The 21,345-nt window shown below is 72.9% G+C and carries 22 protein-coding genes; 11 read left to right on the top strand and 11 right to left on the bottom strand.

The window, feature by feature from the left end:
* Nucleotides 1–32: 32 nt before the first annotated feature.
* Nucleotides 33–1,409 carry a TIGR01777 family oxidoreductase gene (locus HNR70_RS05790; protein ID WP_184324818.1) on the bottom strand — a complete coding sequence of 459 codons (1,377 nt, stop codon included), beginning with the start codon at nt 1,407–1,409 and terminating at the stop codon, nt 33–35.
* Nucleotides 1,410–1,619: 210 nt separating this feature from the next.
* Between HNR70_RS05790 and HNR70_RS05785 the strand changes: the two genes are divergently transcribed.
* A complete protein-coding gene (locus HNR70_RS05785; RefSeq protein WP_184324817.1) occupies nt 1,620–2,477 on the top strand; it encodes a CHAD domain-containing protein in 858 nt (285 codons plus the stop codon).
* 107 nt (nt 2,478–2,584) lie between these two features.
* Here HNR70_RS05785 and dnaG read toward each other — a convergent pair whose 3' ends face one another.
* From dnaG to dusB, 3 genes are read right to left on the bottom strand one after another with little or no spacing between them, the layout of a single operon-like run.
* Nucleotides 2,585–4,579, bottom strand: coding sequence for a DNA primase (gene dnaG / locus HNR70_RS05780; protein ID WP_184324816.1), 1,995 nt, complete (start codon nt 4,577–4,579; stop codon nt 2,585–2,587).
* A 4-nt stretch (nt 4,580–4,583) separates the two neighbouring features.
* Complete coding sequence (locus tag HNR70_RS05775; RefSeq protein WP_184324815.1) at nt 4,584–5,933, bottom strand: deoxyguanosinetriphosphate triphosphohydrolase; 1,350 nt, start codon at nt 5,931–5,933, stop codon at nt 4,584–4,586.
* Nucleotides 5,934–5,936: 3 nt separating this feature from the next.
* Complete coding sequence (dusB, locus tag HNR70_RS05770; protein ID WP_281383208.1) at nt 5,937–7,166, bottom strand: tRNA dihydrouridine synthase DusB; 1,230 nt, start codon at nt 7,164–7,166, stop codon at nt 5,937–5,939.
* Nucleotides 7,167–7,423: 257 nt separating this feature from the next.
* Between dusB and HNR70_RS05765 the strand changes: the two genes are divergently transcribed.
* Together HNR70_RS05765 and HNR70_RS15825 are read left to right on the top strand one after the other, a co-directional pair.
* Nucleotides 7,424–8,464 carry an LLM class flavin-dependent oxidoreductase gene (locus HNR70_RS05765; RefSeq protein WP_184324814.1) on the top strand — a complete coding sequence of 347 codons (1,041 nt, stop codon included), beginning with the start codon at nt 7,424–7,426 and terminating at the stop codon, nt 8,462–8,464.
* A 101-nt stretch (nt 8,465–8,565) separates the two neighbouring features.
* The gene (locus HNR70_RS15825; RefSeq protein ID WP_246375161.1) at nt 8,566–9,084 is read left to right on the top strand and encodes a helix-turn-helix domain-containing protein; all 519 of its coding nucleotides are present in this window, start codon (nt 8,566–8,568) and stop codon (nt 9,082–9,084) included.
* Here HNR70_RS15825 and HNR70_RS05755 read toward each other — a convergent pair.
* The 3 genes from HNR70_RS05755 to HNR70_RS05745 form a co-directional block, all read right to left on the bottom strand.
* Complete coding sequence (locus HNR70_RS05755) at nt 9,062–9,664, bottom strand: ClpP family protease (protein ID WP_184324813.1); 603 nt, start codon at nt 9,662–9,664, stop codon at nt 9,062–9,064. The two genes, HNR70_RS15825 and HNR70_RS05755, sit on opposite strands and share 23 nt — an antisense overlap.
* Nucleotides 9,661–10,293: a ClpP family protease gene (locus HNR70_RS05750; RefSeq protein WP_184324812.1), complete on the bottom strand. Its 633-nt coding sequence runs from the start codon at nt 10,291–10,293 to the stop codon at nt 9,661–9,663. Before HNR70_RS05750 ends, HNR70_RS05755 begins: the two co-directional genes overlap by 4 nt.
* A 231-nt stretch (nt 10,294–10,524) precedes the next feature.
* Nucleotides 10,525–11,916 (bottom strand): glycine--tRNA ligase, encoded by a 1,392-nt coding sequence (locus HNR70_RS05745; RefSeq protein WP_184324811.1) that lies wholly within the window; start codon nt 11,914–11,916, stop codon nt 10,525–10,527.
* A 136-nt stretch (nt 11,917–12,052) separates the two neighbouring features.
* Between HNR70_RS05745 and HNR70_RS05740 the strand changes: the two genes are divergently transcribed.
* From HNR70_RS05740 to HNR70_RS05720, 5 genes are all read left to right on the top strand, one after another.
* The gene (locus HNR70_RS05740; RefSeq protein ID WP_246375160.1) at nt 12,053–13,084 is read left to right on the top strand and encodes a metal ABC transporter substrate-binding protein; all 1,032 of its coding nucleotides are present in this window, start codon (nt 12,053–12,055) and stop codon (nt 13,082–13,084) included.
* Nucleotides 13,081–13,848 carry a metal ABC transporter ATP-binding protein gene (locus HNR70_RS05735; protein WP_184324809.1) on the top strand — a complete coding sequence of 256 codons (768 nt, stop codon included), beginning with the start codon at nt 13,081–13,083 and terminating at the stop codon, nt 13,846–13,848. The genes HNR70_RS05740 and HNR70_RS05735 overlap by 4 nt, the downstream gene beginning before the upstream one ends.
* Nucleotides 13,845–14,804, top strand: coding sequence for a metal ABC transporter permease (locus HNR70_RS05730; protein WP_184324808.1), 960 nt, complete (start codon nt 13,845–13,847; stop codon nt 14,802–14,804). The genes HNR70_RS05735 and HNR70_RS05730 overlap by 4 nt, the downstream gene beginning before the upstream one ends.
* A gap of 130 nt (nt 14,805–14,934) precedes the next feature.
* On the top strand, nt 14,935–15,357 hold the full coding sequence (locus tag HNR70_RS05725) for a Fur family transcriptional regulator (protein ID WP_184324807.1): 423 nt from the start codon (nt 14,935–14,937) through the stop codon (nt 15,355–15,357).
* The gene (locus tag HNR70_RS05720) at nt 15,354–15,956 is read left to right on the top strand and encodes a DedA family protein (protein WP_184324806.1); all 603 of its coding nucleotides are present in this window, start codon (nt 15,354–15,356) and stop codon (nt 15,954–15,956) included. The genes HNR70_RS05725 and HNR70_RS05720 overlap by 4 nt, the downstream gene beginning before the upstream one ends.
* Nucleotides 15,957–16,002: 46 nt before the next feature.
* Here the strand turns inward: HNR70_RS05720 and HNR70_RS05715 are convergent, their stop codons facing one another.
* The 3 genes from HNR70_RS05715 to HNR70_RS05705 form a co-directional block, all read right to left on the bottom strand.
* Nucleotides 16,003–16,809 carry an isoprenyl transferase gene (locus tag HNR70_RS05715; RefSeq protein WP_184324805.1) on the bottom strand — a complete coding sequence of 269 codons (807 nt, stop codon included), beginning with the start codon at nt 16,807–16,809 and terminating at the stop codon, nt 16,003–16,005.
* Between the two features lie 52 nt (nt 16,810–16,861).
* The gene (gene recO, locus HNR70_RS05710; RefSeq protein WP_184324804.1) at nt 16,862–17,596 is read right to left on the bottom strand and encodes a DNA repair protein RecO; all 735 of its coding nucleotides are present in this window, start codon (nt 17,594–17,596) and stop codon (nt 16,862–16,864) included.
* Between the two features lie 93 nt (nt 17,597–17,689).
* Nucleotides 17,690–18,391, bottom strand: coding sequence for a hypothetical protein (locus tag HNR70_RS05705; protein WP_184324803.1), 702 nt, complete (start codon nt 18,389–18,391; stop codon nt 17,690–17,692).
* 243 nt (nt 18,392–18,634) lie between these two features.
* Here HNR70_RS05705 and HNR70_RS05700 point away from each other — a divergent pair, with 243 nt between their 5' ends.
* The 3 genes from HNR70_RS05700 (at nt 18,635) to HNR70_RS05690 (ending at nt 20,361) form a co-directional block, all read left to right on the top strand.
* On the top strand, nt 18,635–19,360 hold the full coding sequence (locus tag HNR70_RS05700) for an EcsC family protein (RefSeq protein WP_184324802.1): 726 nt from the start codon (nt 18,635–18,637) through the stop codon (nt 19,358–19,360).
* 14 nt (nt 19,361–19,374) lie between these two features.
* Nucleotides 19,375–20,013: a 2'-5' RNA ligase family protein gene (locus HNR70_RS05695; RefSeq protein WP_184324801.1), complete on the top strand. Its 639-nt coding sequence runs from the start codon at nt 19,375–19,377 to the stop codon at nt 20,011–20,013.
* A 138-nt stretch (nt 20,014–20,151) separates the two neighbouring features.
* Nucleotides 20,152–20,361 carry a dodecin gene (locus tag HNR70_RS05690; RefSeq protein WP_184324800.1) on the top strand — a complete coding sequence of 70 codons (210 nt, stop codon included), beginning with the start codon at nt 20,152–20,154 and terminating at the stop codon, nt 20,359–20,361.
* A 20-nt stretch (nt 20,362–20,381) separates the two neighbouring features.
* On the opposite strand, the gene HNR70_RS05685 is transcribed toward HNR70_RS05690, so the two are convergent.
* Entirely contained in the window at nt 20,382–21,308 is a 927-nt protein-coding gene (locus HNR70_RS05685) for a LysR substrate-binding domain-containing protein (protein WP_184324799.1), read from the bottom strand.
* Between the last annotated feature and the right edge of the window lie 37 nt (nt 21,309–21,345).

Genomic DNA, 21,345 nt, shown 5'->3' with positions numbered 1-21,345 from the left:
AGCGGGGCTCTCAGGTCCTCCCCGGTCTCGACTCACCCCCGCACCAGCAGGTGCGCCAATCCCTCCCCCAGTTCCGCATGCGCGGAAACGAACCCGCTCGCGGCGAGGTGCGCGTCGGAGACGTGCTGGTCGGTGCGGACGAGTTCGTCGGCCCCCGCCCGGCCGAGCAAGAGGCGCGGGCCGAACTCGGGCACGGGCACGAACGAGGGCCGGTGCATCACCCCGCCGAGGGTGCGGGCGAACTCCCCGGCGGTGACGGGGTGCGGGGCGACGCCGTTGACGGGACCCTCGAGGTCCGCCGAGAGCACGGCGTGGGCGAAGGCGCGGGTGATGTCGTCCAGGGTGATCCAGGAGAGCTTCGCCCGCTTCGCGGTGAGGCGTCCGCCCACGCCCGCGAAGAAGAGCGGCAGCTGGGGCAGCAGGGAGCCGCCGGCGTCAGAGAGGACCATGCCGGTGCGCACGGCGACGACCCGCTTCCCGGCATCACGGGCGGCATGGGTGGAGCCCTCCCAGTCCCGCACGAGGTCTGCGAGGAAGCCGTCCCCGCCGGGGTCGTCCTCGGTGAGCACCTCCCCGGGGCGGCGCGGCCCGTACAGCCCGATAGCGGAGGCCTGCACGAGCGCGGTCGGTCCGTCCTCGAGCTGGGCGAGGGTGCGTGAGATCAGCGTGGTGCCGCCGATGCGAGAGGAGCGGATATCGCGCCGGGCGGCGGAGGTCCAGCGGGTGGCGATCGAACGCCCGGCGAGGTTCACGACCACGTCGGCGTCCTCGATGTCCGCGGGATCGAGCTGCCCGGTCTGCGGATCCCAAGTGACCTCGCCGGTCCCCACCCGGTCCTCCCGCACCATGCGGCGCACGGTGTGGCCGCCGCTCTCGAGCAGCGCGGCGAGCTGGGTGCCGATGAGGCCGGAGGACCCGGTGATGACGACGGTCAGGCGCGGCACGTGCGCCCAGCGGGCGTGGAAGGCGAGGTCGTCGCGCAGCTGCCGGGCGCGGAAGGCGAACTGCGCCTGCACCGCCCGCTCCACCCGCGGGGCGAGGTGGTCGAGGTGGCGCGGGAGCTCGAGGTCGATGACGTCCCGCAGCAGCGTGCCGCCGCGGGCGTCGTCGAGGATCCCGTGCTCGTGCCGCCAGCTGCGCCAGGGCCCGCGGACCTGCTGATCGACGAAGCCACCGCCGGGCACGCGCTCCACGTGCCTCAGGACCCAGTGGGGACGGATGAGCATGGGTAGCACGGGCGGGCCCACGCGCACGCCCACCACGCGTCCGGGGCGGATCCCTCCCTCGCCTGGCGCGTCGGGAGTGGCCAGTCCCGGAGGGGTCAGGCGCACCAGGGCGCCAGGGCGTTCGTGCCAGGCGAGGACCTCCGCCTGCGGAGCGTCCAGTCGGTGCTCGATCTCGATCCTCACGCTGCCGCCTTTCCCCGGGACCACGGTGGTCGGGCCGCCGTGAAGCGCCCACGCTACGCATCCGCTCGCCCGATGGGAAGAGTCCGGGGCGCACCGGCGACGACTGGCCGACGATGCTCGACACGGCGCCGCCGTTCGGCCAGGCTGGGCCCGAGCAGCAGCCTGCGCGGCGTGCTCGCCCCACCGCGGACGAAGGAGGCAGGAGCGATCATGACCCGGACGATGACCGGGGCCGGCAGCCCCGACCCCGACCCGCTCGCCGACTACGTCCACGCCCACGCCGCACGGGCACTCATCGGCATCGACACGGTCGACCGGGCGGTGGACGATCTCACCGTCGACCTCGTCCACGACACCCGCACCTCGCTGCGCCGCCTCCGCGGGACCGTCCGCTCCTTCCCCGCGGCGTTCGAGCACCTGCCCGAGTATGGGGACCACGTCGCCCTCGACGCGGATCTGCAGGCGGTCGCGCTCGCCTTCGGCGAGGTGCGGGACGCCGACGTGCTCGCCGAGCTGCTGCTGCCCGCCCTCGACGAGCTCCCGTCGGCCGACGGGGCCCGACCCTCGCCGGTCCCTCCTGCCCGTGCACTGCTGACCCGCGAACTGGACGTCCTGCGCGACGCCGCCCTCGCCCAGCTGCGGTCGGACTCCGGTGGGAGCGCCTGGGGACGCACCGCGGACCTGCTGCGCACCTGGAGGACGGCACCGCCCTCGCTGCCTCACCTCGATCCGGTCGCGGTGCTCGAGGGCGCCGAGGCACGGGTCCGGAGGCGACTGACGTCAGCGGCCGACGATCCTGCCCAGCTGCACTCGGCGCGCAAGGCCGCCAAGCGCTGGCGCTATGCCGCGGAGCTGCTCCTCCCCCTCGGCCCCATCGCCGCCGAGCGCCTGGCGCGCGCCGAGCCGTACCAGGAGCTGCTGGGGCGGGTGCAGGACGTGGAGATCGCCCGCACGTTCCTCGCGGCGCTCGACCCCGAGCCCGAGGCCGTGCCGACGCTCGAGAACCTCCTCGCCCACCTGCTGGAGATGCAGCAGAAGGCGATCACCGCGGTACGCGCACTCGGCTGATCTGGGTGCGCTAGGAGATTGTCGGCGCGCTCGGCTGACGGTCTTGCGCGGTGCCGCGAGGGCCGCCCCCGTCGGCCGAGCCTCCGTCGTCCGCCGTCCCGAGCCGGTCAGTCCGCCGGAGCCCGCAGGGAACGGCGCTTGACCTGCACCTCGGTGAGCCGCGCCATGATCTCCTGGTACCGCTCCGCATCGGAGGGGTCGGTGCGCTGGAGGCGCTGCTTGAGCACCGAGTACTCGCGGGTGATCGACAGCTCGCTGAGGCGGTTCAGCAGCGAGTCGGCGAGCCGCGCGAGGCTCTCCTCGGTCCGGGCGGGCAGGTCGAGGTTCGCGATCTCCACGATGAGCGGCCGCACGGTCTCCCCCGCGATCTCGAGGACCTGCTCGAGGTAGCGGGCCGGGGGCAGGGTCCCCTCGACGGCGTCGAGCAGGGTGCCGGCGGCGAGCATCACGTCCCACACGCCCTGCAGGGCGGGGACGTGGAAGGAGTCGTCGGGCAGCGCCGCGACCTTGTCCGCGTCCAGCAGCTGCGGGGACTGGAGCATGACGGCGAGCGACTGGGTCTCGACCTGGCCCACGGGGTCGCGGGGCGAGACCACGTCGGCCAGGCGTGGGACGGGCAGTCCGCCCTCGTCCCTGCCGTGCCCGGAGTCCCTGCCGTGCCCGGGGCTGTGCCCGCCACCGTCGCGGTGCGGCTCCGGCGGCTGCTCCTCGGCGCGATGCCCGCCGCGGCCCTCGGTGCGAGCAGCGTCGTGGACGGCTCGCAGCACGGTCCGCTCGTCCATTCCGAGCCAGCCGGCCAGGCGCCGCGCGTACTCGGGCCGCATGGCGCGGTCGCGGATCCTCGCCACGACCGGCGCCGCCATGCGCAGCGCGGTCACCTGTCCCTCGACGGTGTCGAGGTCGACCTGGCTGATGGCGGTGCGGATCGCGAACTCGAACAGGGGCCTGCGGGTCTCGATGAGCTCCCGCACCGCCTGGTCGCCGCGCTCGATCCGCAGCTCGCAGGGGTCCATGCCGTTCGGTTCGACGGCGACGTAGGTCTGGGCGACGAAGCGCTGGTCCTCCTCGAAGGCGCGCAGTGCCGCCTTCTGCCCGGCGGCGTCGCCGTCGAAGGTGAAGACGACTTCTCCCGCCAGGCCTTTCCCGTCGGTGTTCAGCCGCAGCCCGGCCGAGGGGTTGGAGTCGCCCATGACGCGGCGGACGATCTTCACGTGCTCGGCGCCGAAGGCGGTGCCGCAGGAGGCGACGGCGGTGGTGACCCCGGCCAGGTGCGCGGCCATCACGTCGGTGTATCCCTCGACGACCACCACGCGGTGCTGGGTGGCGATCTCCTTGCGGGCGATGTCCAGGCCGTAGAGCACCTGGGACTTGTGGTAGATGTCCGTCTCGGGGGTGTTGAGGTACTTGGGGCCCTGGTCGGACTCGAGCAGGCGCCGCGCGCCGAAGCCGATGGTCTTGCCGGTGATGTCGCGGATCGGCCACACGAGCCGGCCGCGGAACCGGTCGTACACCCCGCGCTGGCCCTGGGAGACCAGGCCGCTCGCGGTGAGCTCCGCCTCGGTGAAGCCGCGCGAGCGCAGGTGGCCGGTCAGGGAGTCCCAGCCCTCCGGGGCGAAGCCGACGCCGAAGTGCTCGGCGGCGTCCTGGTCGAAGCCGCGCTCGGCGAGGAAGCGCCGTCCCACCTCGGAGGCGGGGGCGAGCAGCTGCTCGCGGTAGAACTCTTCGGCGATGGCGTGGGCGTCCACGAGGCGACGCCGGGTGCCGAAGTCGGGGCGGTCGCCGTCCTTGCCGCCGTCCTCGTAGTGCAGCTGGACGCCGTAGCGGCCGGCGAGCATCTCGACGGCCTCGACGAAGCTGAGGTGGTTGATCTTCTGGACGAAGGAGATGACGTCCCCGCCCTCGCCGCAGCCGAAGCAGTGCCAGTGGCCCAGCTGCGGGCGGATGTTGAACGAGGGGGTCTTCTCGTCGTGGAAGGGGCACAGCCCCTTCATCGAGCCGATCCCGGCGGTGCGCAGGGTGACGTGCTCCCCCACCACCTCGTCCAGGCGGGCGCGCTCGCGCACGAGCTCCACGTCGGCGCGGCGGATCAGTCCCTGGGCCACTCGCTCAGAGCTCCGATCCGAGCCCGGGCAGGGGCATGTCGGCGGCGGTGATGTGGGTGACGTCCCGGTCGAACAGCACCTCGTGAAGGCGCCGGGCGGTGACGTCGGTGTAGGAGGCGATCTGGTCGACGATCACGCGCCGGCGCGCGTCGTCGTCCCCGGCCTGCTGCCACAGCTCCGCGAACAGGGGGCTGAGGTACTGGGTGCCGGTGTGCCACAGGCGCGAGTACAGGTCGCGGATGATCTCCTCCTGCGCCTCGTAGACGGGCTGCTGGGAGGCGGAGGACATGACGTACGCGGCGGCGAGACCCTTCAGCACCGCGATCTCGAGCCTCGTCCCCTCGGGGACGACGACCTCACCGGCGTAGCGGGACATGGGAGCCGTGCCGTGGGCCTCGCGGGTCGCGGTGATCGCGGAGCGGGTGAAGCGGCCGATGAGCTGGCTGGTCATGTCCTTCAGCGCCGCGGCCGAGCGCATCGACCCGGTGAAGGAGGTCAGCCAGCTGGGCTCCGCCTCGAGGCGGGAGAGTGCCTCGTCCAGCGCCTCGAGGGGCATGTCAGGCATGTACCAGTCCTGGACGACGAACAGGGCGGCGTGGCGCTCCATCGGGTCGCGCAGCTTCGCGAGGTCCAGGGTGAGCCCGGTGATCGCGTCCTCGATGTCGTGGACGGAATAGGCGATGTCGTCGGCGAGGTCCATGACCTGCGCCTCGAAGCACTTGCGGCCCTCGATCGCGCCCTCGCGCGCCCAGGTGTACACCCCGAGGTCGTCGGCATAGGCGCCGAACTTCGGGGAGGCCGGATCGGGGCCCTCGAAGCGCGCCCAGGGGTACTTGATCGCGGCGTCGACGCTCGCGCGGGTGAGGTTCAGGCCGTAGGGCCGCTCCTCCCCCACCACCTTCGGCTCGAGCCGGGTGAGCAGGCGCAGGGTCTGGGCGTTGCCCTCGAAGCCGCCGAAGTCCGCGGCGATGTCGTCGAGGACCTTCTCGCCGTTATGGCCGAAGGGCGGGTGGCCGAGGTCGTGGGAGAGGCACGCGGCGTCGACCACGTCGGGATCGCAGCCGAGCTCTGCGCCGATGTCGCGCCCCACCTGCGCGACCTCGAGCGAGTGGGTCAGGCGCGTGCGCACGAAGTCGTTCGCGCCGGCGCCGAGCACCTGCGTCTTCGCGCCGAGGCGGCGCAGCGCCGAGGAGTGCAGCACCCGGGCGCGGTCGCGCTGGAAAGGGGTGCGGGCCTGGGACTTGGGCGGCTCGGGCATCCACCGCTCGAGGTCGTGCGCGGTGTAGCCGGGCGGCGGGAGGGCGGGGGCCGACGGGGCTGCCGCGGCAGTGCTGGAGGAGGCGGGGTCGGTCATCGCTCAGCCGCCCGAGATGTCCAGCTCGGCCTCGTGGAGGCGCCGGCGATGCTCGTCGGACAGCTCGCGGGAGTCCATCCACCCGGTGGGGACCGTGGCGTTGCGGGGATGGCCGGTGCGGCCGCGGGGCCCTTCGACGTCGGCGCCCGGGTAGGGCGCTTCGAGGTCGAGCTCGGAGAGCTTCTGGTCGAGGTCGGCGAGGGATTCCATGCTCGCCAGCTTCCGGCGCATGTCGCCGCCGACGGGGTAGCCCTTGAAGTACCAGGCCACGTGCTTGCGCAGGTCCTTCACGCCGCGGTCCTCGTCCTCGTAGAACTCGACCAGCAGCTCGGCGTGGCGGCGCAGGATCCGGGCGACGTCGCCGAGGCCGGGACGCACCCGCTCCTCGGAGCCGGCGAAGCCGGCGGCGAGGTCGGCGAAGAGCCAGGGCCTGCCCTGGCAGCCGCGGCCGACGACGACCCCGTCGGCCCCGGTCTCGTCCATCATCCGCAGCGCGTCCTCGGCCGACCACACGTCGCCGTTGCCGAGCACGGGGATGTCGATGACGGTCTCCTTGAGCTCGGCGATGGAGGTCCAGTCCGCGGTGCCGGAGTACTGCTCCTTCACGGTGCGGCCGTGCAGGGTGATCGCGGCGGCGCCGACCTCCTGGGCGATCAGGCCCGCGTCGCGGAAGGTCAGGTGCGCATCGTCCACGCCCTTGCGGGTCTTCAGGGTGACCGGCACGTCCCCGGCGGCGTCCACGGCCGCGCGGAGGATGCGGGTGAACAGCTCGTCCTTCCAGGGCAGCACACCGCCGCCGCCGCGGCGGGTCACCTTGGGGACGGGGCAGCCGAAGTTCAGGTCGATGTGGTCGGCGCCATCGCGCTCGAGGATCATCTCGATCGAGCGGCCGACGACCGCGGGGTCCACGCCGTACAGCTGGACGGAGCGGGGCGACTCCCGGTCGGCCATGCGCAGCAGGCGCCAGGACTCGCGGTGGTCCTCGATGAGCGCGCGCGTGGTGACCATCTCGGTGGGGAACAGCCCGCCGTCGTCCTCGCTGTGCTGGGCGCCGAACTCGCGGCACAGCACGCGGAAGGCCATGTTGGTCACGCCCGCCATGGGGGCGAGCATGACCGGGGTGTCCACGGTGAGGTTCCCGATCGTGAGGGGTCGACGACGAGCCCCCGTGCCGTGACCGGGAGTGCTGGCCTGGGCGGGGGCTCCGTGCGGGGTGTCGTGGAGAAGCGTCATCGTCCTGGGATTCTCCCACCACCGGGCCGTCCATGGGAGGAGGAGGAGTGGTGATGTGCATCCAGCCGAGTTCCGACTCCGCGTCGACCGCTGTGGAGGAACGGTCGCAGCGCGCGGCGGGGAGGACCCGTCGACGGCGCGTCGGGCGGAAGGCAGGAAGTCCCCACCGGCGGCGCGGTCGATTGGGAGAATGGGCCATCGGCGCATCCCCTTCCTCTCCCTCGCGCCGTGAAGGCATCGCTCGAAGGAGGCGTGAGATGACCGCATCAGCATCCGGCACCCGGGAGGCTCCCCGGATCGGCTTCGTCGGCCAGGTGGACCACGGCGCCCTGGAGGACGGTCGCGCGCTGTTCCTCGAGGCCGAGGAGCTGGGCTACGACGTCGGCTATGTGCGCGTGCGGCATCTGCAGGACGCCCTGTCCTCTCCGCTGCTGTTCCTCTCCGCGCTCGGCCAGCACACCTCCCACATCCAGCTGGGCACCGCGGTGATCCCGCTGCGCTTCGAGAACGCGGGCCGACTCGCCGAGGACCTCGCCACCGCCGATCTGCTCACCGGCGGTCGCCTGCGCCCCGGTCTCGGCTCCGGCTATTCCGCGCACGACGCGATCTACACCCGCGCCTTCGGCGCCCTGCACGGGGACCGCACGGACCACGTGGACCGGGTGCTGCACGATCTGCTGGAGCTCGTGGGCGGGGAGATCGTCTCCGGCGCCGACCAGCACATCGAGGGCGTCGACCCCGGCACCCCGCTGCGGATCCAGCCCCAGGCCCCGGGTCTGCGCGAGCGCCTCGCCTACGGGGCGGCGAGCCCGCAGCGCGCCGCGATGGCGGGCCACGCGGGACTCGGCCTGCAGCTGGCGACCATGGCACCGGACGACGGTTCCGGCCGTTCCTTCGAGCTGCTCCAGCTCGAGGCGCTGGAGGCCTACCGGGAGGCGTCCCGCGAGGCGGGGCACGGCGAGGGGCACGTGATGGTCTCCCGCCAGATGATCCCGGTGGAGTCCGAGGAGGATCTCGAGCGCTACGTGTCGCTGATCCCGCGCGAGCGGACCGCCGGCCCCGGCGTCAGCGACGAGCACCAGGCCCAGGAGATCGGCGGGAAGGCCGCGGTGTTCTCCCGCATCGTCATCGACGATCCCGGCGAGGTCGCGCAGGCGCTCGTCGCCGACGCGGTCGTGCAGGCGGCCGACGAGATCTCGCTGGTGCTCCCCTTCGGGGCGCCCGCCGCGGACCAGCGCGCGATGCTCGGCACCTTCGCCCGGCACGTCGTCCCGCACCTGCTCACCGCGATCGTCTGACGGGTGCGGGGCGGACCCGGCAGCGCGAGCGGTCGGCTCACCGGGTTCCGCCCAGAGCAGAGGCACGGGCGGGTCGCACACGGGACGCGTAGGTTCGGTCCATGACGAGCCAGCACGCGAGACGCGCGGTCGCGGACGACCACCGCCCCGGCCGTCCCACGCCGCCGTCGAGCGATCGGGCCGGCATTCGCCCCGCGCCGCTCCTGCGCGAACTCCTCGGCGAGCAGCTGCGCGCCGAGCGCCGGCGGCAGGGACGCACCCTCGCCGAGGTGGCGGGCCGCGCGGGAATGAGCATGCAGCACCTCTCCGACGTGGAGCGCGGCCGCAAGGATCCCTCCTCGGAGCTGCTCGCCGCCGTGCTCGGCGCCCTCGGGGTGGATCTGCCGCTCCTCCTGCTGCGGGTGGCCGACGGGGCCCTGGAGGTACCCGGCGACGAGACGGCGGGCAGCGGATGGGCCTCAGGACCGGCCCCGATGCGGGCGGGGCGCCCGCAGATCCTGGACCTCACGGGGTCGGACCTCGCCGAAACCGACTCCAGCACCCGCATCCCGGGCCCGACCCTCCCCGATGGGGCGGGCGGTGCTCCACACAGCTCCGTCAGGCTGCTCGCGGCCGCCTGAGCAGCACCTGGTCGGCGAGCCCGTACGCGACGGTCGCCTCCGCGTCCAGCACCCGCTCGCGCTCGAGGTCCCGGCGAACCCTCTCACGGTCCTGCCCGGAGTGCTCGGCGATCAGCTCCTCGAGCGCGCCGCGCAGGCGCTGGACCTCCTCGGTGGCGAGGATCAGGTCCGGCACCGCGCCGCGACCCTGTGCCTCCAGCGGGTGCAGCACCACGCGGGTGTGCGGGAGCACCCAGCGCATGCCCGGCGTGCCCGCCGCGAGCAGCACCACCGGAGCGGCGACGGCCTGGCCGATGCAGGTGACCGCGACCTGGCTGCGCACGAAGGCGAGGGTGTCGTAGATGGCGAGCACCGCCTGCACGTCGCCGCCGGAGGAGTTGAGGTACAGGTGAATCGGGGCGTCGGCCGAGTCGTCCTCCAGATGCAGGATCTGGGCGATGACGGTGTTGGCGACCCCGTCGTCGATCGGCGTGCCGACGTAGATGATCCGGTCGCTGAGCAGGCGGGAGAACACGTCCGCGCTGCGCTCGGTGCCGGTGCTCGTGCGCTCGAGGACCGAGGGGATGGTGTAGCTGCTCATCGCGCGCCTCCGATCCCTGCGCCGGTCCCCCGTCGACCCGCGGGGCCGAGCGGGAGGATCTCCTCCAGGGAGCTCGCGACGTGGTCCGCGAAGCCGTAGGCGACCGCGCCGTCGGCGTCCCAGATGCGGTCGCGCTCGGAGTCGCGCGCGATCGTCTCCTCGCTCTGCCCGGTGCGCTCGGCGGTCAGGCGGATCAGCAGGTCGCGGTTGCGGCGGAGGTCCTCGGCCTGCAGCTCGATGTCCGCGGCGCTGCCGCCGAACCCGGCCGAGCCCTGGTGCATGAGCACCTGGCCGTGCGGGAGCACGAAGCGCTTGCCCGGGGTGCCCTGCGTGAGCAGGTACTGGCCGGCGCTGTAGGCCATGCCCAGCGCCACGGTGCGCACGTCGCAGGGAACGAGGTCCATGAGGTCGCCGATGGCGAGCATGGCGGGGACGAGCCCGCCCGGTGAGTTGATCAGCAGCGTGATGTCGGTGCGGGGATCCTCTGCGGCGAGCAGGAGCAGCTGGGCGCTGAGCGCCGCGCCGTTCTCCTGGTCGAGCTCGCGGTCCAGCAGGAGCACGCGCTGGTGGAGCAGTCGGGTGGTGGTGAGGTCGGCGAGCGGTGTCGGGGGTGATGTCGTGGTGGTCATGGGACGAGCCTGCGCGCCCGCGCGGACCGTCGGGGCGATCTCCGTTCTGCGCTGGTCAGCCGTGAGCTGTTCCGCCGGGTGCTGAGCAGCCCGCGCTGATCACCCCGCGCTGAGCAGCCCGCACCACGGGGCAGGCGACGGCGAACCCGCCACCACGAACGGCGACGGGGCCCACGGGGTTCTCCCCCGTCGGCCCCGTCGGCCCTGCGAGCCCTGTGGCCCGCGCCCTGCTCAGGCGCCGATCAGGCGCGCGGCGAGGTAGGACTCGACCTGGTCCAGCGCCACGCGCTCCTGCGCCATGGAGTCGCGCTCACGGATGGTGACGGCCTGGTCCTCGGCGGTCTCGAAGTCGATCGTGATGCAGAACGGGGTGCCGATCTCGTCCTGGCGGCGGTAGCGGCGGCCGATCGCCTGGGTCACGTCCATCTCGACGTTCCAGTGCTTGCGCAGCTTCGCGGCGAGCTCCTCGGCGCGGGGCACGAGGTCCTCGCTCTTGGACAGCGGCAGCACCGCGGCCTTCACCGGGGCGAGGCGCGGGTCCAGGCCCAGCACGGTGCGCTTGTCGACCCCGCCCTTGGCGTTGGGGGCCTCGTCCTCGCGGTAGGCGTCCACGAGGAAGGCCATCATCGAGCGGGTCAGGCCGAAGCTGGGCTCGATGACGTAGGGGGTGTAGCGCTCGTTCGCGGCCTGGTCGAAGTACTGCATCTTCGTGCCGGAGGCCTCGGTGTGGCTCGAGAGGTCGAAGTCGGTGCGGTTGGCGATGCCCATGAGCTCGCCCCACTCGCTGCCCTGGAAGCCGAAGCGGTACTCGACGTCGATGGTGCCGGCCGAGTAGTGGGCGCGCTCGTCCTCGGGCACGTCGAAGCGGCGGAGGTTCTCCTCCTTGATGCCGAGGTCCACGAACCAGTTCCAGCACTCCTCGACCCAGGCCTTGAAGTGCTCGTCCGCCTCCGCCGGCGGGGTGAAGTACTCGATCTCCATCTGCTCGAACTCGCGGGTGCGGAAGATGAAGTTGCCGGGGGTGATCTCGTTGCGGAAGGACTTGCCGACCTGGCCGATGCCGAAGGGGGGCTTCTGGCGGGAGGCGGTGACGACGTTGAGGAAGTTGACGAAGATGCCCTGGGCGGTCTCGGGGCGCAGGTAGTGCAGCCCGGACTCGTTGTCGACGGCACCGAGGTAGGTCTTCATCAGGCCCGAGAACTGCTGGGGGTCGGTGAACTCGCCGCGGGTGCCGCAGTTGGGGCACGCGATCTCGGCGAGCCCGCCCTCGGGGGCGCGGCCCTTCTTGGACTCGAAGGCCTCGATGAGGTGGTCCTCGCGGAAGCGGCTGTGGCAGCTGCGGCACTCCACCAGCGGGTCGGTGAAGGTCGCGACGTGGCCGGAGGCCTCCCACACCTGCTTCGGCAGGATGATCGAGGAGTCCAGGCCTACCATGTCACCGCGCGAGGTGACGAAGGTGCGCCACCACTGGCGCTTGATGTTCTCCTTGAGCTCCACGCCGAGGGGCCCGTAGTCCCAGGCCGAGCGCGAACCGCCGTAGATCTCACCGGCCTGGAACACGAAGCCGCGCTTCTTGGCGAGGGCGATGACGTTGTCCAGTGTGCTGGTGGGGGCCTTGGCCACGGGGAGTCTCCTGGTGACGGGTGGATCGGGACCGCCCCAGCATAGCGAGCGACCGCGCTGTGACGGTGCCCACGAACGGCCTCGTCGGCTGGGCGTCGACTTGCCTCACCTCCACCCACTGATGAGAATGATTGTCATGCCCTCCAGCTTCACGCCATCGCGCCGCTCCCTGTTCGCCGCCGCCGGTCTCGGCGTCGGCGCCGCCCTGCTGGCCGCCTGCGGCTCGGGTGCGGGCGGCGGGGGCTCGGCCGACGGGAATCACCTCACGGTCGTGACCTCGGCATACCCGCTGCGCTACCTCGCCACGAAGGTCGGCGGGGAGCACGTCGAGATCGTCGACCTCACCACCCCGGGCGCCGACGCGCACGGACTCGAGCTGTCGATCCAGCAGGTGATCCAGGTCGAGAAGGCGGATCTGGTGCCCCAGATCCCGGGGTTCCAGACGGCGCTCGACGACGCGATCGCCTCCCACGGCGGGGACAACGTGCTGGATGTCTCCTCGGTCATCGACCTGATCGCGGCCGACGCGGCGGGCACCCACGGCGAGGAGACCTCCGAGGAGCACGCCGCCCACGCGGACGAGGAGGGAGCCGGAGAGGGCGAGGACGCAGAGGGCGAGGACGCCGAGGGCGGTCACGACGGTCACGATCACGGCGCCTTCGACCCGCACTTCTGGCACGACCCGGTGCGGATGGCGGACCTCGGCGACGCGATCGCGCAGCGGCTCGGCGAGCTCTCCCCTGAGCTCGCGGACGAGTTCACCGCCAATGCCGAGGCGCTGCGCACCGAGCTGGAGACGCTGGACCAGGACCTCACCGACGACTTCGGTGCCGTCGACGGAGACCGGCCCTTCATCACCAGCCACGCCGCCTACGTCTACCTCGCCCAGCGCTACGACCTCCACCAGATCGGCATCACCGGCGTGGATCCCGAGACCGAGCCCTCCCCGCAGCGCCTGCTCGCCCTCGAGGGGATCGTGCGCGACGAGGGCGTGACGACTGTCTTCTTCGAGACCACCGCTTCGCCGAAGGTCGCCCAGACCCTCGCCGACAACCTCGGCATCACCGCCGAGGAGCTCGACAACCTCGAGACCCAGCTCTCCGAGGACGCGGACTACCCTCAGGTCATGCGAGAGAACTGCACGAAGCTCGTGGCGAGCTGGGCATGAGCGCCGCGGCCCCCTCCCCCGTCGTCGATGTGCGCGGCGCGGTCGTCGCCCTCGGCGGCCAGCGGATCCTCCACGGCGTGGACCTGCGGATCGAGCCCGGAGAGATGGTGGCTCTGCTCGGCGCCAACGGCTCGGGCAAGTCGACCCTGCTGCGTGCCGTCGTCGGCGTGCTCCCCCTCGAGGAGGGCAGCGCGCGCCTGTTCGGCCGTCCCGTCGCCCAGGGCGCCGCGCACGACCGGCTCGGCTACGTGCCCCAGGACTCCGCCGAGGGCGGCTCCATCCCTGCCACGGCCCGCGAGACCGTCGCGGCCGGCCTCCTCGGCTCCCGCTCCTGGTGGCCGAGCACCCGCGATCCCCGCGTCACCCGCGCCCTGGAGGCCGTGGGCATGGCCGACCTCGCCGGCCGCCCCATCACCCGCATGTCCGGCGGGCAGCGGCGCCGCGTCATGATCGCCCGGGCGCTGGTGCGCGAGCCCGAGCTGCTGGTCCTGGACGAGCCCTTCTCCGGCGTGGACGTCCCCACCCAGGAGCTCATCGCGGGCCTGTTCCGCGAGCTGTCCGCGAAGGGCACCACGATCCTCGTCGTCCTGCACGAGACCGGACCTCTTGGCGGGGACATCCGCCGCGCCGTCGTGCTCGACCACGGCCACGTCGTCCACGACGGGCCCGAGCACGACCGCCCCCACCTGGACCCCGGCCACGACCACCCCGAGGACGCCCTCCCCTACGACGAGTGCCTCGGACAGGAGATCCACCCCCTATGATCTCGCCCCTCGACATCCTCACCTCCGACCTGCTGCGCTACCCGCTGATCATCGCGCTGCTCATCGGACTGACCGCTCCCGTCGTCGGCACCTACCTGGTCCAGAAGCGCCTGTCCCTGCTCGGCGACGGGCTCGGCCACGTGGCCCTGACCGGCGTCGCCGTCGGCTGGCTGGTGGGTGCCTGGCTCTCGGCCACCCCCGCCGACCTCCTCGCGATCCCGGGGGCGCTGGCCGCCTCGGTGATCGGCGCGGTGCTCATCGAGTACGTCCGCGAGGTCTCCCACACCAGCCGCGACGTGGCACTCGCGATCCTGTTCTACGGCGGCATCGCCGGTGGCGTCGTGATCATCCAGCTCGCCGGCGGCACCTCCCAGAACCTCATGGGCTACCTCTTCGGCTCGCTGTCCACCGTGACGCGGCTGGACACCGTCATCTCCGCGGTCCTCGCCGTCGTCGTGCTCGCGATCGGGGTGGGCCTGTCGGGGCTGCTCTCGGCCGTCACGGCCGACGAGGAGTTCGCCCGCGCCTCCGGCCTGCCGGTGCGCACCGTCAACGTGCTGATCGCCGTGATGGCCGCGCTCACCGTCACCCTGTCGATGCGGATCGTCGGCGCGCTCATGGTCTCCGCGCTCATGATCGTCCCGGTCGCCGCCGCGCAGAACCTCGTGGTCGGCTTCACCCGCACCATGCGCACCGCGATGGTCATCGCCGTGGTCTGCGCCCTCGGCGGACTCCTCATCACCGTCTACGTCGACCTGCCCCCGGGCGGCGTGATCGTGCTGCTCACCATCGGGGTGTACATCCTCGGGTTGCTGAGCCGGGCGCTGCGCCCCGCTCGCCCGGGGCGGGAGCGCCACGGCGAGCACGCCGGGGGCGCCGGGTCGGGACCCGGGCCCGGCCGCACCGCCGCCCCGTCGGCCGCCGCACGGAGCACGACCGGCGCGACCGGCGCGTGAGCGACCAGCGAGACCAGCGCGTGGGCGACCAGCGAGACCAGCGCGTGAGCGACCAGCGCGCCTTCTCACGCCGACGTGGGTCCCTTCACGACCGATGGAAGTCCCGATGACCATGACGGACAATGGGGGGATGCAACGGAACACCCGCCAGCGCGCAGCGATCCTGGAGACGCTCTCGCGGCAGGACGACTTCCGCTCCGCCCAGCAGATCCATGAGCAGATGAAGGCCGACGGGGAGACCGTGGGCCTGGCGACCGTGTACCGCAACCTGCAGGCGCTCTCGCGCTCGGGTCGGCTCGACGTGCTCGTCGCGGGCGACGGCGAGTCCCTGTACCGCCAGTGCGAGGACTCCGGGCACCACCACCACCTGGTCTGCCGCGAGTGCGGCCGCACCGTCGAGTTCCTCGCCCCGCGCCTCGAGGGCGCGATGACCACGATCGCGAACGAGCACGGCTTCACCGACCTCGACCACACCCTGGAGGTGTTCGGCCTGTGCGCGGAGCATTCCGCGGCCGGGGGCGACGAGGCGGAGGACGGGGCGCCGGGCCGATGATGGACTGGGTGCAGAGCCTGCCGCTGCTGCCGGCGGTCGCCTTCCTCTACGTCGTGATCTGGTGCCGCGCGGGCGCCACCTATCTCGTGGGGCGCGGGGCGCGCAAGGCCGTGGACCGCGGCCGGGTCGCGAAGTTCCTCGACTCCCCCAATGTCCAGCACGCTACCGAGCTCGTCAACCGCTGGGGCGCGCCGGTGGTGGCGCTGAGCTTCCTCACCGTCGGCTTCCAGACCGCTGCCAACGCCGCCGCGGGACTCACCGCCATGCCCGCGAGGCGCTACCTCCCCGCGCTCGCCCTTGGCGGGCTCGCCTGGGCGTTCATCTACGCCACCGTGGGTCTGGTGGCCTTCGCCGCCTGGTTCGAGCTGTTCCTGCGCTCGCCCTGGGCGGCCGTGGCTGTGCTCGCGCTGCTCGTGGTGCTGGTCGCCGTGCTGCTGCGTCACAAGCGCCGCACCGGCGGGGCCAGCGCCGCCGCGACGACCGAGGCTGCGACGGCAGACACTTCGGTGACCGAGACTTCGGCGACCGACACCGCGACGACCGCCGCCGGCGAGAGCACCCTCGCCGAGAGCTCGGAGCCGTTGCCCAGCGAGCGCTGAACGGCGCACCGGTCGGGCCCGGGCCGGTCAGTCCGCCCCGGACGGATCAGCCCTTCGCCGTCTCCTCCGGGGCGTCGATCGCGCCGCCGTAGCGGCGGTCGCGCCGGGCGTACTCGGTGATCGCCCGCCATAGCACCACCCGGTCCACCTCCGGCCACAGCTCCGGCACGAACACGAGCTCGGCGTAGGCGGACTGCCACAGCAGGAAGTTGGAGGTGCGCTGCTCGCCGCTGGTGCGCAGGAACAGGTCCACGTCCGGCATGTCCGGATCGTTCAGGTGGCGGGCGAAGCTCGCGGCGGTGATGCCCCTGCCGATCACGCGCCCGGCGCGCGCCTCCTCGGCGATCTCCCGCACCGCGTCGACGATCTCGGCGCGGCCGCCATAGTTCACGCACATGTACAGGGTCATGCGGGAGTTGTGCCGGGTGAGCTCCTCGGCCTCCTTCAGCTCCTTGATGACCGAGCCCCACAGGCGCTGCTCGCGGCCGATCCACACGATGCGCACGCCCCAGGAGTTCAGGGTGTCGCGCTGGCGGCGCAGCACGGAGCGGGAGAAGCCCATGAGGAAGCGAACCTCGTCCGGGGAGCGCTTCCAGTTCTCGGTGGAGAAGGCGTAGGCGCTCAGGTGCGTCACGCCGATCTCGAGCGCGCCTGCGACCACGTCCAGCAGCGCCGCCTCCCCGGCCTCGTGCCCTGCGGTGCGGGGCAGGCCCTGCCGGTTCGCCCAGCGGCCGTTGCCGTCCATGACCACGGCCACGTGGCGCGGGATCGTGGGAGCGGGCAGCTGCGGGGGCCGGGCACCGCTCGGGTGCGGGTACGGGTCCTGGTGGCCGTGCTCAGCGGCAGCGGGCATCGGGTCTCCTCGGCGGTCGGGCGGGCGGGAAGGGCAGGCGAGAGCTCAGCGTTCAGCGTTCGACGTAATGCAGCGAGCGGACGGAGCGCTCGAGGTGCCAGGTCATCGTGTCCGTGATCAGGCGGCCCGCCTCGGCGTGGATCGTCTCGTCGGCGGACAGCACATTCTCCCAGTCCCCGGCGAGCAGGAAGATCATGTGCTCGATCGCGGCCTGGCGCACGGCGATCGCTCCGGGCCGACGGCACGGCGTGCACACCAGCCCGCCGGCGCGGATGTCGAAGGCGTGATGGGGGCCCTCGGCGCCGCAGGTCGCGCAGACCCGCAGCTCCGGCGCCCAGCCGGACACCGCGAGGGTGCGCAGCAGGAAGGAGTCCAACACCAGCGGCGGCGGGATCCGGCCCTCGCCCATCGCGCGCAGCGCCCCGACGAGCATGAGGAAGCCGCGCTGGCTGGGATCGACCATCTCGTCGGTGAGCCGGTCGGTGGTCTCGAGCATGGCGCTGGCGGCGGTGAAGCGCCCGTAGTCCGCGGTGATCCCCACGGCGAAGGCCTCGATGGTCACCACCTGGGTGACGGTGTGGAGGTTCCGTCCGGCGTGCAGCTGCACGTCGACCAGCGAGAACGGCTCGAGCCGGGCGCCGAAGCGGCTGCCGGTGCGGCGCACGCCCTTGGCGACCGCGCGCACCTTGCCGTGGCGGCGGGTGAGCAGGGTGATGATGCGGTCGGCCTCGCCCAGCGGGTGGGTGCGCAGTACGATCGCGTCGTCACGGTAGAGCTTGCTGGTCATCGTCCCTCGAGAGTACGCCCGGGGGCCGACGCCGAGCGGGAGGCGGACCCCGCCAGTGCAGGGACCTCGCTCACGCCGCGCGCTCTCGTCTCCTCAGCGGGCCTGCGGGTGCTGGGCGGCACGCCGTGCCACGCGCACCACGCGGCGCTGGGCGTCGAGCAGCCGCAGGGTCTCGCGGGCGAGCACGAGCAGGCTGATCACCAAGAGGACGAGGCCGACCAGGCTCATCACCACGGTCCCGCTGACCGAGGGCGACACGGTCAGCGGGCGCAGCCCGAACGGGTCCTGTCGGATGCCGTCGAGAGTGCCGTTGACCTGTTCCTCCCGCTGGAGGGGCACGACGCCGAGCTCGCCGTTGGGCGCGTCCACCAGATGCGCATGGACTCGTCCCTCCGCCCCTGGCGCCTCGAGCTCCTCCTCCAGATGCGCCCCGCGCTCGCGGACGGTCACCTCGACCTCGTCCATCACCGTCAGCGCGTACACGTCGGCGGCCGCCGAGCCGATCGCCAGCGCCGCGAAGCCGGCGGTGACCACGAGCCACGCGGTCGCACGGACCGATGCCCAGGTGCGCGCCCGGGCGATCTCGGCGGCGATCAGGGGGATGAGGCCCACGAGGATCGCGGCCGCCCAGACGAGCACCGTGTGGATGCCTCCTGGCCGGAATCCGCCGAGCACCGCGATCGCCATCGCGGTCCCGAAGAGCATCAGGGCGATGCCCGCGGCCATGTACGGGATCGTCTCGCGCAGGTGCTCCGCGGTCCACCAGGACGGCTGCCACGGCGACAGGCGGCTCATCACCGGCTCCGGGCAGAAGGGGTCGCGGGCTCGTGCAGGACGTCCATGATGGGACGAGGGTACGACGGCTCCCCCGCCCGTGTCGGCCCGCGTCGGCCCGCACCGAGCGGTCGGCGATTCCGCGCCCGGAGCGGCGAGTTGGCATCATGGGCCTGTCCGCCGTCGGCCGCACCCGGCCCGTCGGCCCCAGACCCCGCACCGCGCCGGACCCGGATCCGGGCCCTGCGCAGGAAGGAGCCCCTCATGGGGATCTTCAGCATGCTGCGCCGCGACGAGTCGGCGAAGAAGACCGCACGCCAGGCCATGAAGGAGGCGAAGTCCACCAAGGGCTCCGCCCCCGCTGACAGCGGCGGGGCCGTCCAGCGCCTCATCGACTCCGTCCGCGACATCGGCCTGGACGGGAAGCTCACCTACTCCTCCGCCGCGGACGTCGCGAGGAAGGCCCAGCGCGGCCGGGCCCGCAAGCGCCCGGAGAAGGCGGTGCGTCGGATCGTGCGCTCCCACCGCCGGGGCGTGACCGTCGCCGGATTCCTCACGGGGCTCGGCGGTGCGATCACCCTGCCGGTCCTGCTGCCCACCAACGTGATGGAGTTCTACATCCAGTCCACCCGCATGGTCGGCGCGATCGCGGCCGTGCGCGGCTACGACCTGGACGATCCCGAGATCCGCGTGCGCGTCCTCGCGGCACTGGTCGGCGAGGAGTCCGGCGAGGTGCTGAAGAACATCGGCCTCGGCCCGGTCGCCGGCGTCGCCGCTCGCGGCGTGGCCGGGCGCCTGCCCTCCACGCCCCAGTCCCAGGTCGCCTCCGCCGTGGGATCCCGGATCCTGAAGCGCTTCGCCCTGCGCTCCTCGCGCCTGTTCGGCAAGGCGATCCCGGGCCTCGGCGGCGTGCTCGGCGCGATGTCCGACCGCTCCCAGCTGAACAAGATCGCCGAAGCCGCGAAGCGCTCCTTCCCGCAGGTCAGCTGAGGGCTGCGCCGGCGATGCGGGTCTTCGCGGCGCTGCGCCCACCGGCCGACGTGCTCAAGCACCTCGACGCGGCGCTGTCGGGCGTGCGCGCGGGCTCCGGGCTGTCGCTGCGCTGGAGCGATCCGGCGCAGTGGCATCTCACCCTCGCCTTCCACCCCGCTCTGCCGGCCGGGGCGCTCGAGGGCGTCGCCGACGAGCTCGCGCACACGGCGCGCCGGCACGCACCGCTCGACCTCGCGCTGCACGGGGCCGGCGAGTTCGGGCACCGCACGCTGTGGATCGGGGTCGCCGGGCAGACGGCGCAGCTCGCGGACCTGATGGCCGAGGATCTGCTCGGCGAGGGGTCGGAGGACGGCGCGGACGGTGCCGCTCGGGGCGGCCGACGGGATCCGCGGGAGCGGCGGCGTGCGCATCTGACGGTCGCCCGGGTCTCGGCCCGCGCTCCGCGGGCCCCGCGTCGGCGCCGCCGCGGCGAGGCGCCGGAGCCCGATCCGACGCGGATGCTGCTGGACTCCGCGGTGAACGCGCTGTCGGTCTATCGCGGACCGACCTGGCGGGCGAGGGAGATCGAGCTGCTCGCCTCCCACCTCGGCGAGGGCCGCGGCGGCGGACCGCGCCACGAGGTGCTCGCGACCGTGCCGCTGGGCGGGTGACACTCCGCGGGCGAGGTACCCAGAGACCGGGCGCAGCGCCGAGTCCCGACGGGGCCCTGGTCGCGGCGAGGCGGGCGGCGTAGCGTTGCGCTACCGATCCCGCGGGGTCCGGCCCGCGGCCGACACCTGGAGGTCACCATGTCAGGGCACGTCTACAGCATCACCGAGATCGTCGGCACCTCCCCGGAGAGCAGCGACGACGCCGTGAAGAACGCCCTCGCCGAGGCCGGGAAGACCCTGCGGAACCTCGACTGGTTCGAAGTCCAGTCCATCCGCGGCCATATCGTCGATGGCTACGTCGCGGACTGGCAGGTGACGATCAAGCTCGGGTTCCGCCACGAGGGATGAGCGGCGGGGCTGCTCGGCCGTCACTCCGCGAGCGGCTCGAGCCCTGTCAGGTCCGCGATCGAGCCTGCGGCCTCGAGCAGCGCCGCACGGAAGGCGAGCAGCGCGGGATGCTCCCGGGCTCCGGCGCGGGCCGCGGTGTAGAGGCTGCGGTGCGGGTCCCCGGGAAGGCGCCGCACCCGGGTGCCGCCGAGGTGCTCGGAGGCGATGATCCCGGGCACGAACGCGGCCGCGTGCCCGGAGCGGACCAGGTGCACCTGGAGCAGCGGGTCCGGGGTCTCGAAGCGCACCCACGGCTCGATGCCGGCGGCGCGCAGATAGGTCCGCTCCCACACGCCGGTGCGCGAGTTCTCGGGGTCCAGCGCCCACGGCATCTGGGCGAGGTCGGTGAGGCGTCGCGCCTCGGAGGCGGGGCCGTGGTCGGGCACCACCAGCAGCAGCGGGTCGCGCAGCAGGTGCTCGCGGTCGGTGCCGCGGCGCACCACCTGCTGCCCGCCGGGGTAGTCCTCGCCGAGGATCACCTCGAAGCGGTGGGCGAGCAGGCCGAGGTAGGCCTCCTCGACCTCGCGCTGGGCGATCTCGATGCGCAGGTCCGGATGGCGCTGCTCGAGCACGCTCACCGCCCTCGGGGCCAGGGCGATCAGCGGAGTCTGGAAGGACGCCACTCGCAGCACTCCCCCGGCCTCGCCCTGCGCGGCGACCAGCTCGGACTCGGCCGCCTCCAGCAGCCCCAGCACGTCCTCCGCCCGGCGCGCCAGGCGCATTCCCGCGTCGGTGAGGACCACCTTCCGCCCGGCCTGTTCGAACAGGGTGACCTTGGTCTCCCGCTCCAGGTGGGAGAGCTGCTGGGACACGGCCGACGGGGACATCGAGTGCACCCGCGCCACGGCGGACATCGTCCCCAGCCTGCGCAGTTCGCGCAGCAGGAACAGACGGTGCAGGTTCAGCATTCGCGCCTCCGTTGTTCTTTCAGTTCTGCTTCACAGT

The sequence above is a fragment of the Brachybacterium aquaticum genome, assembly GCF_014204755.1.
GTDB lineage: Bacteria > Actinomycetota > Actinomycetes > Actinomycetales > Dermabacteraceae > Brachybacterium > Brachybacterium aquaticum.
This window is presented reverse-complemented; position numbering and strand designations above follow the sequence as displayed.

Excerpts from the sequence above, each read along its gene's own strand:
- HNR70_RS05715 (WP_184324805.1), bottom strand. The coding sequence starts at position 16,809 with ATGCCCGCTGCCGCTGAGCACGGCCACCAGGACCCGTACCCGCACCCG.
- recO (WP_184324804.1), bottom strand. The coding sequence starts at position 17,596 with ATGACCAGCAAGCTCTACCGTGACGACGCGATCGTACTGCGCACCCAC.
- HNR70_RS05700 (WP_184324802.1), top strand. The coding sequence starts at position 18,635 with ATGGGGATCTTCAGCATGCTGCGCCGCGACGAGTCGGCGAAGAAGACC.
- HNR70_RS05685 (WP_184324799.1), bottom strand. The coding sequence starts at position 21,308 with ATGCTGAACCTGCACCGTCTGTTCCTGCTGCGCGAACTGCGCAGGCTG.
- HNR70_RS05785 (WP_184324817.1), top strand. The coding sequence starts at position 1,620 with ATGACCCGGACGATGACCGGGGCCGGCAGCCCCGACCCCGACCCGCTC.
- HNR70_RS05740 (WP_246375160.1), top strand. The coding sequence starts at position 12,053 with ATGCCCTCCAGCTTCACGCCATCGCGCCGCTCCCTGTTCGCCGCCGCC.
- HNR70_RS05720 (WP_184324806.1), top strand. The coding sequence starts at position 15,354 with ATGATGGACTGGGTGCAGAGCCTGCCGCTGCTGCCGGCGGTCGCCTTC.
- HNR70_RS05750 (WP_184324812.1), bottom strand. The coding sequence starts at position 10,293 with ATGACCACCACGACATCACCCCCGACACCGCTCGCCGACCTCACCACC.
- HNR70_RS05695 (WP_184324801.1), top strand. The coding sequence starts at position 19,375 with ATGCGGGTCTTCGCGGCGCTGCGCCCACCGGCCGACGTGCTCAAGCAC.
- HNR70_RS05755 (WP_184324813.1), bottom strand. The coding sequence starts at position 9,664 with ATGAGCAGCTACACCATCCCCTCGGTCCTCGAGCGCACGAGCACCGGC.
- HNR70_RS05705 (WP_184324803.1), bottom strand. The coding sequence starts at position 18,391 with ATGAGCCGCCTGTCGCCGTGGCAGCCGTCCTGGTGGACCGCGGAGCAC.
- HNR70_RS05735 (WP_184324809.1), top strand. The coding sequence starts at position 13,081 with ATGAGCGCCGCGGCCCCCTCCCCCGTCGTCGATGTGCGCGGCGCGGTC.
- HNR70_RS05775 (WP_184324815.1), bottom strand. The coding sequence starts at position 5,933 with ATGACCGACCCCGCCTCCTCCAGCACTGCCGCGGCAGCCCCGTCGGCC.
- HNR70_RS05725 (WP_184324807.1), top strand. The coding sequence starts at position 14,935 with ATGCAACGGAACACCCGCCAGCGCGCAGCGATCCTGGAGACGCTCTCG.
- HNR70_RS05765 (WP_184324814.1), top strand. The coding sequence starts at position 7,424 with ATGACCGCATCAGCATCCGGCACCCGGGAGGCTCCCCGGATCGGCTTC.
- HNR70_RS05730 (WP_184324808.1), top strand. The coding sequence starts at position 13,845 with ATGATCTCGCCCCTCGACATCCTCACCTCCGACCTGCTGCGCTACCCG.
- HNR70_RS05690 (WP_184324800.1), top strand. The coding sequence starts at position 20,152 with ATGTCAGGGCACGTCTACAGCATCACCGAGATCGTCGGCACCTCCCCG.
- dusB (WP_281383208.1), bottom strand. The coding sequence starts at position 7,166 with ATGACGCTTCTCCACGACACCCCGCACGGAGCCCCCGCCCAGGCCAGC.
- HNR70_RS15825 (WP_246375161.1), top strand. The coding sequence starts at position 8,566 with ATGACGAGCCAGCACGCGAGACGCGCGGTCGCGGACGACCACCGCCCC.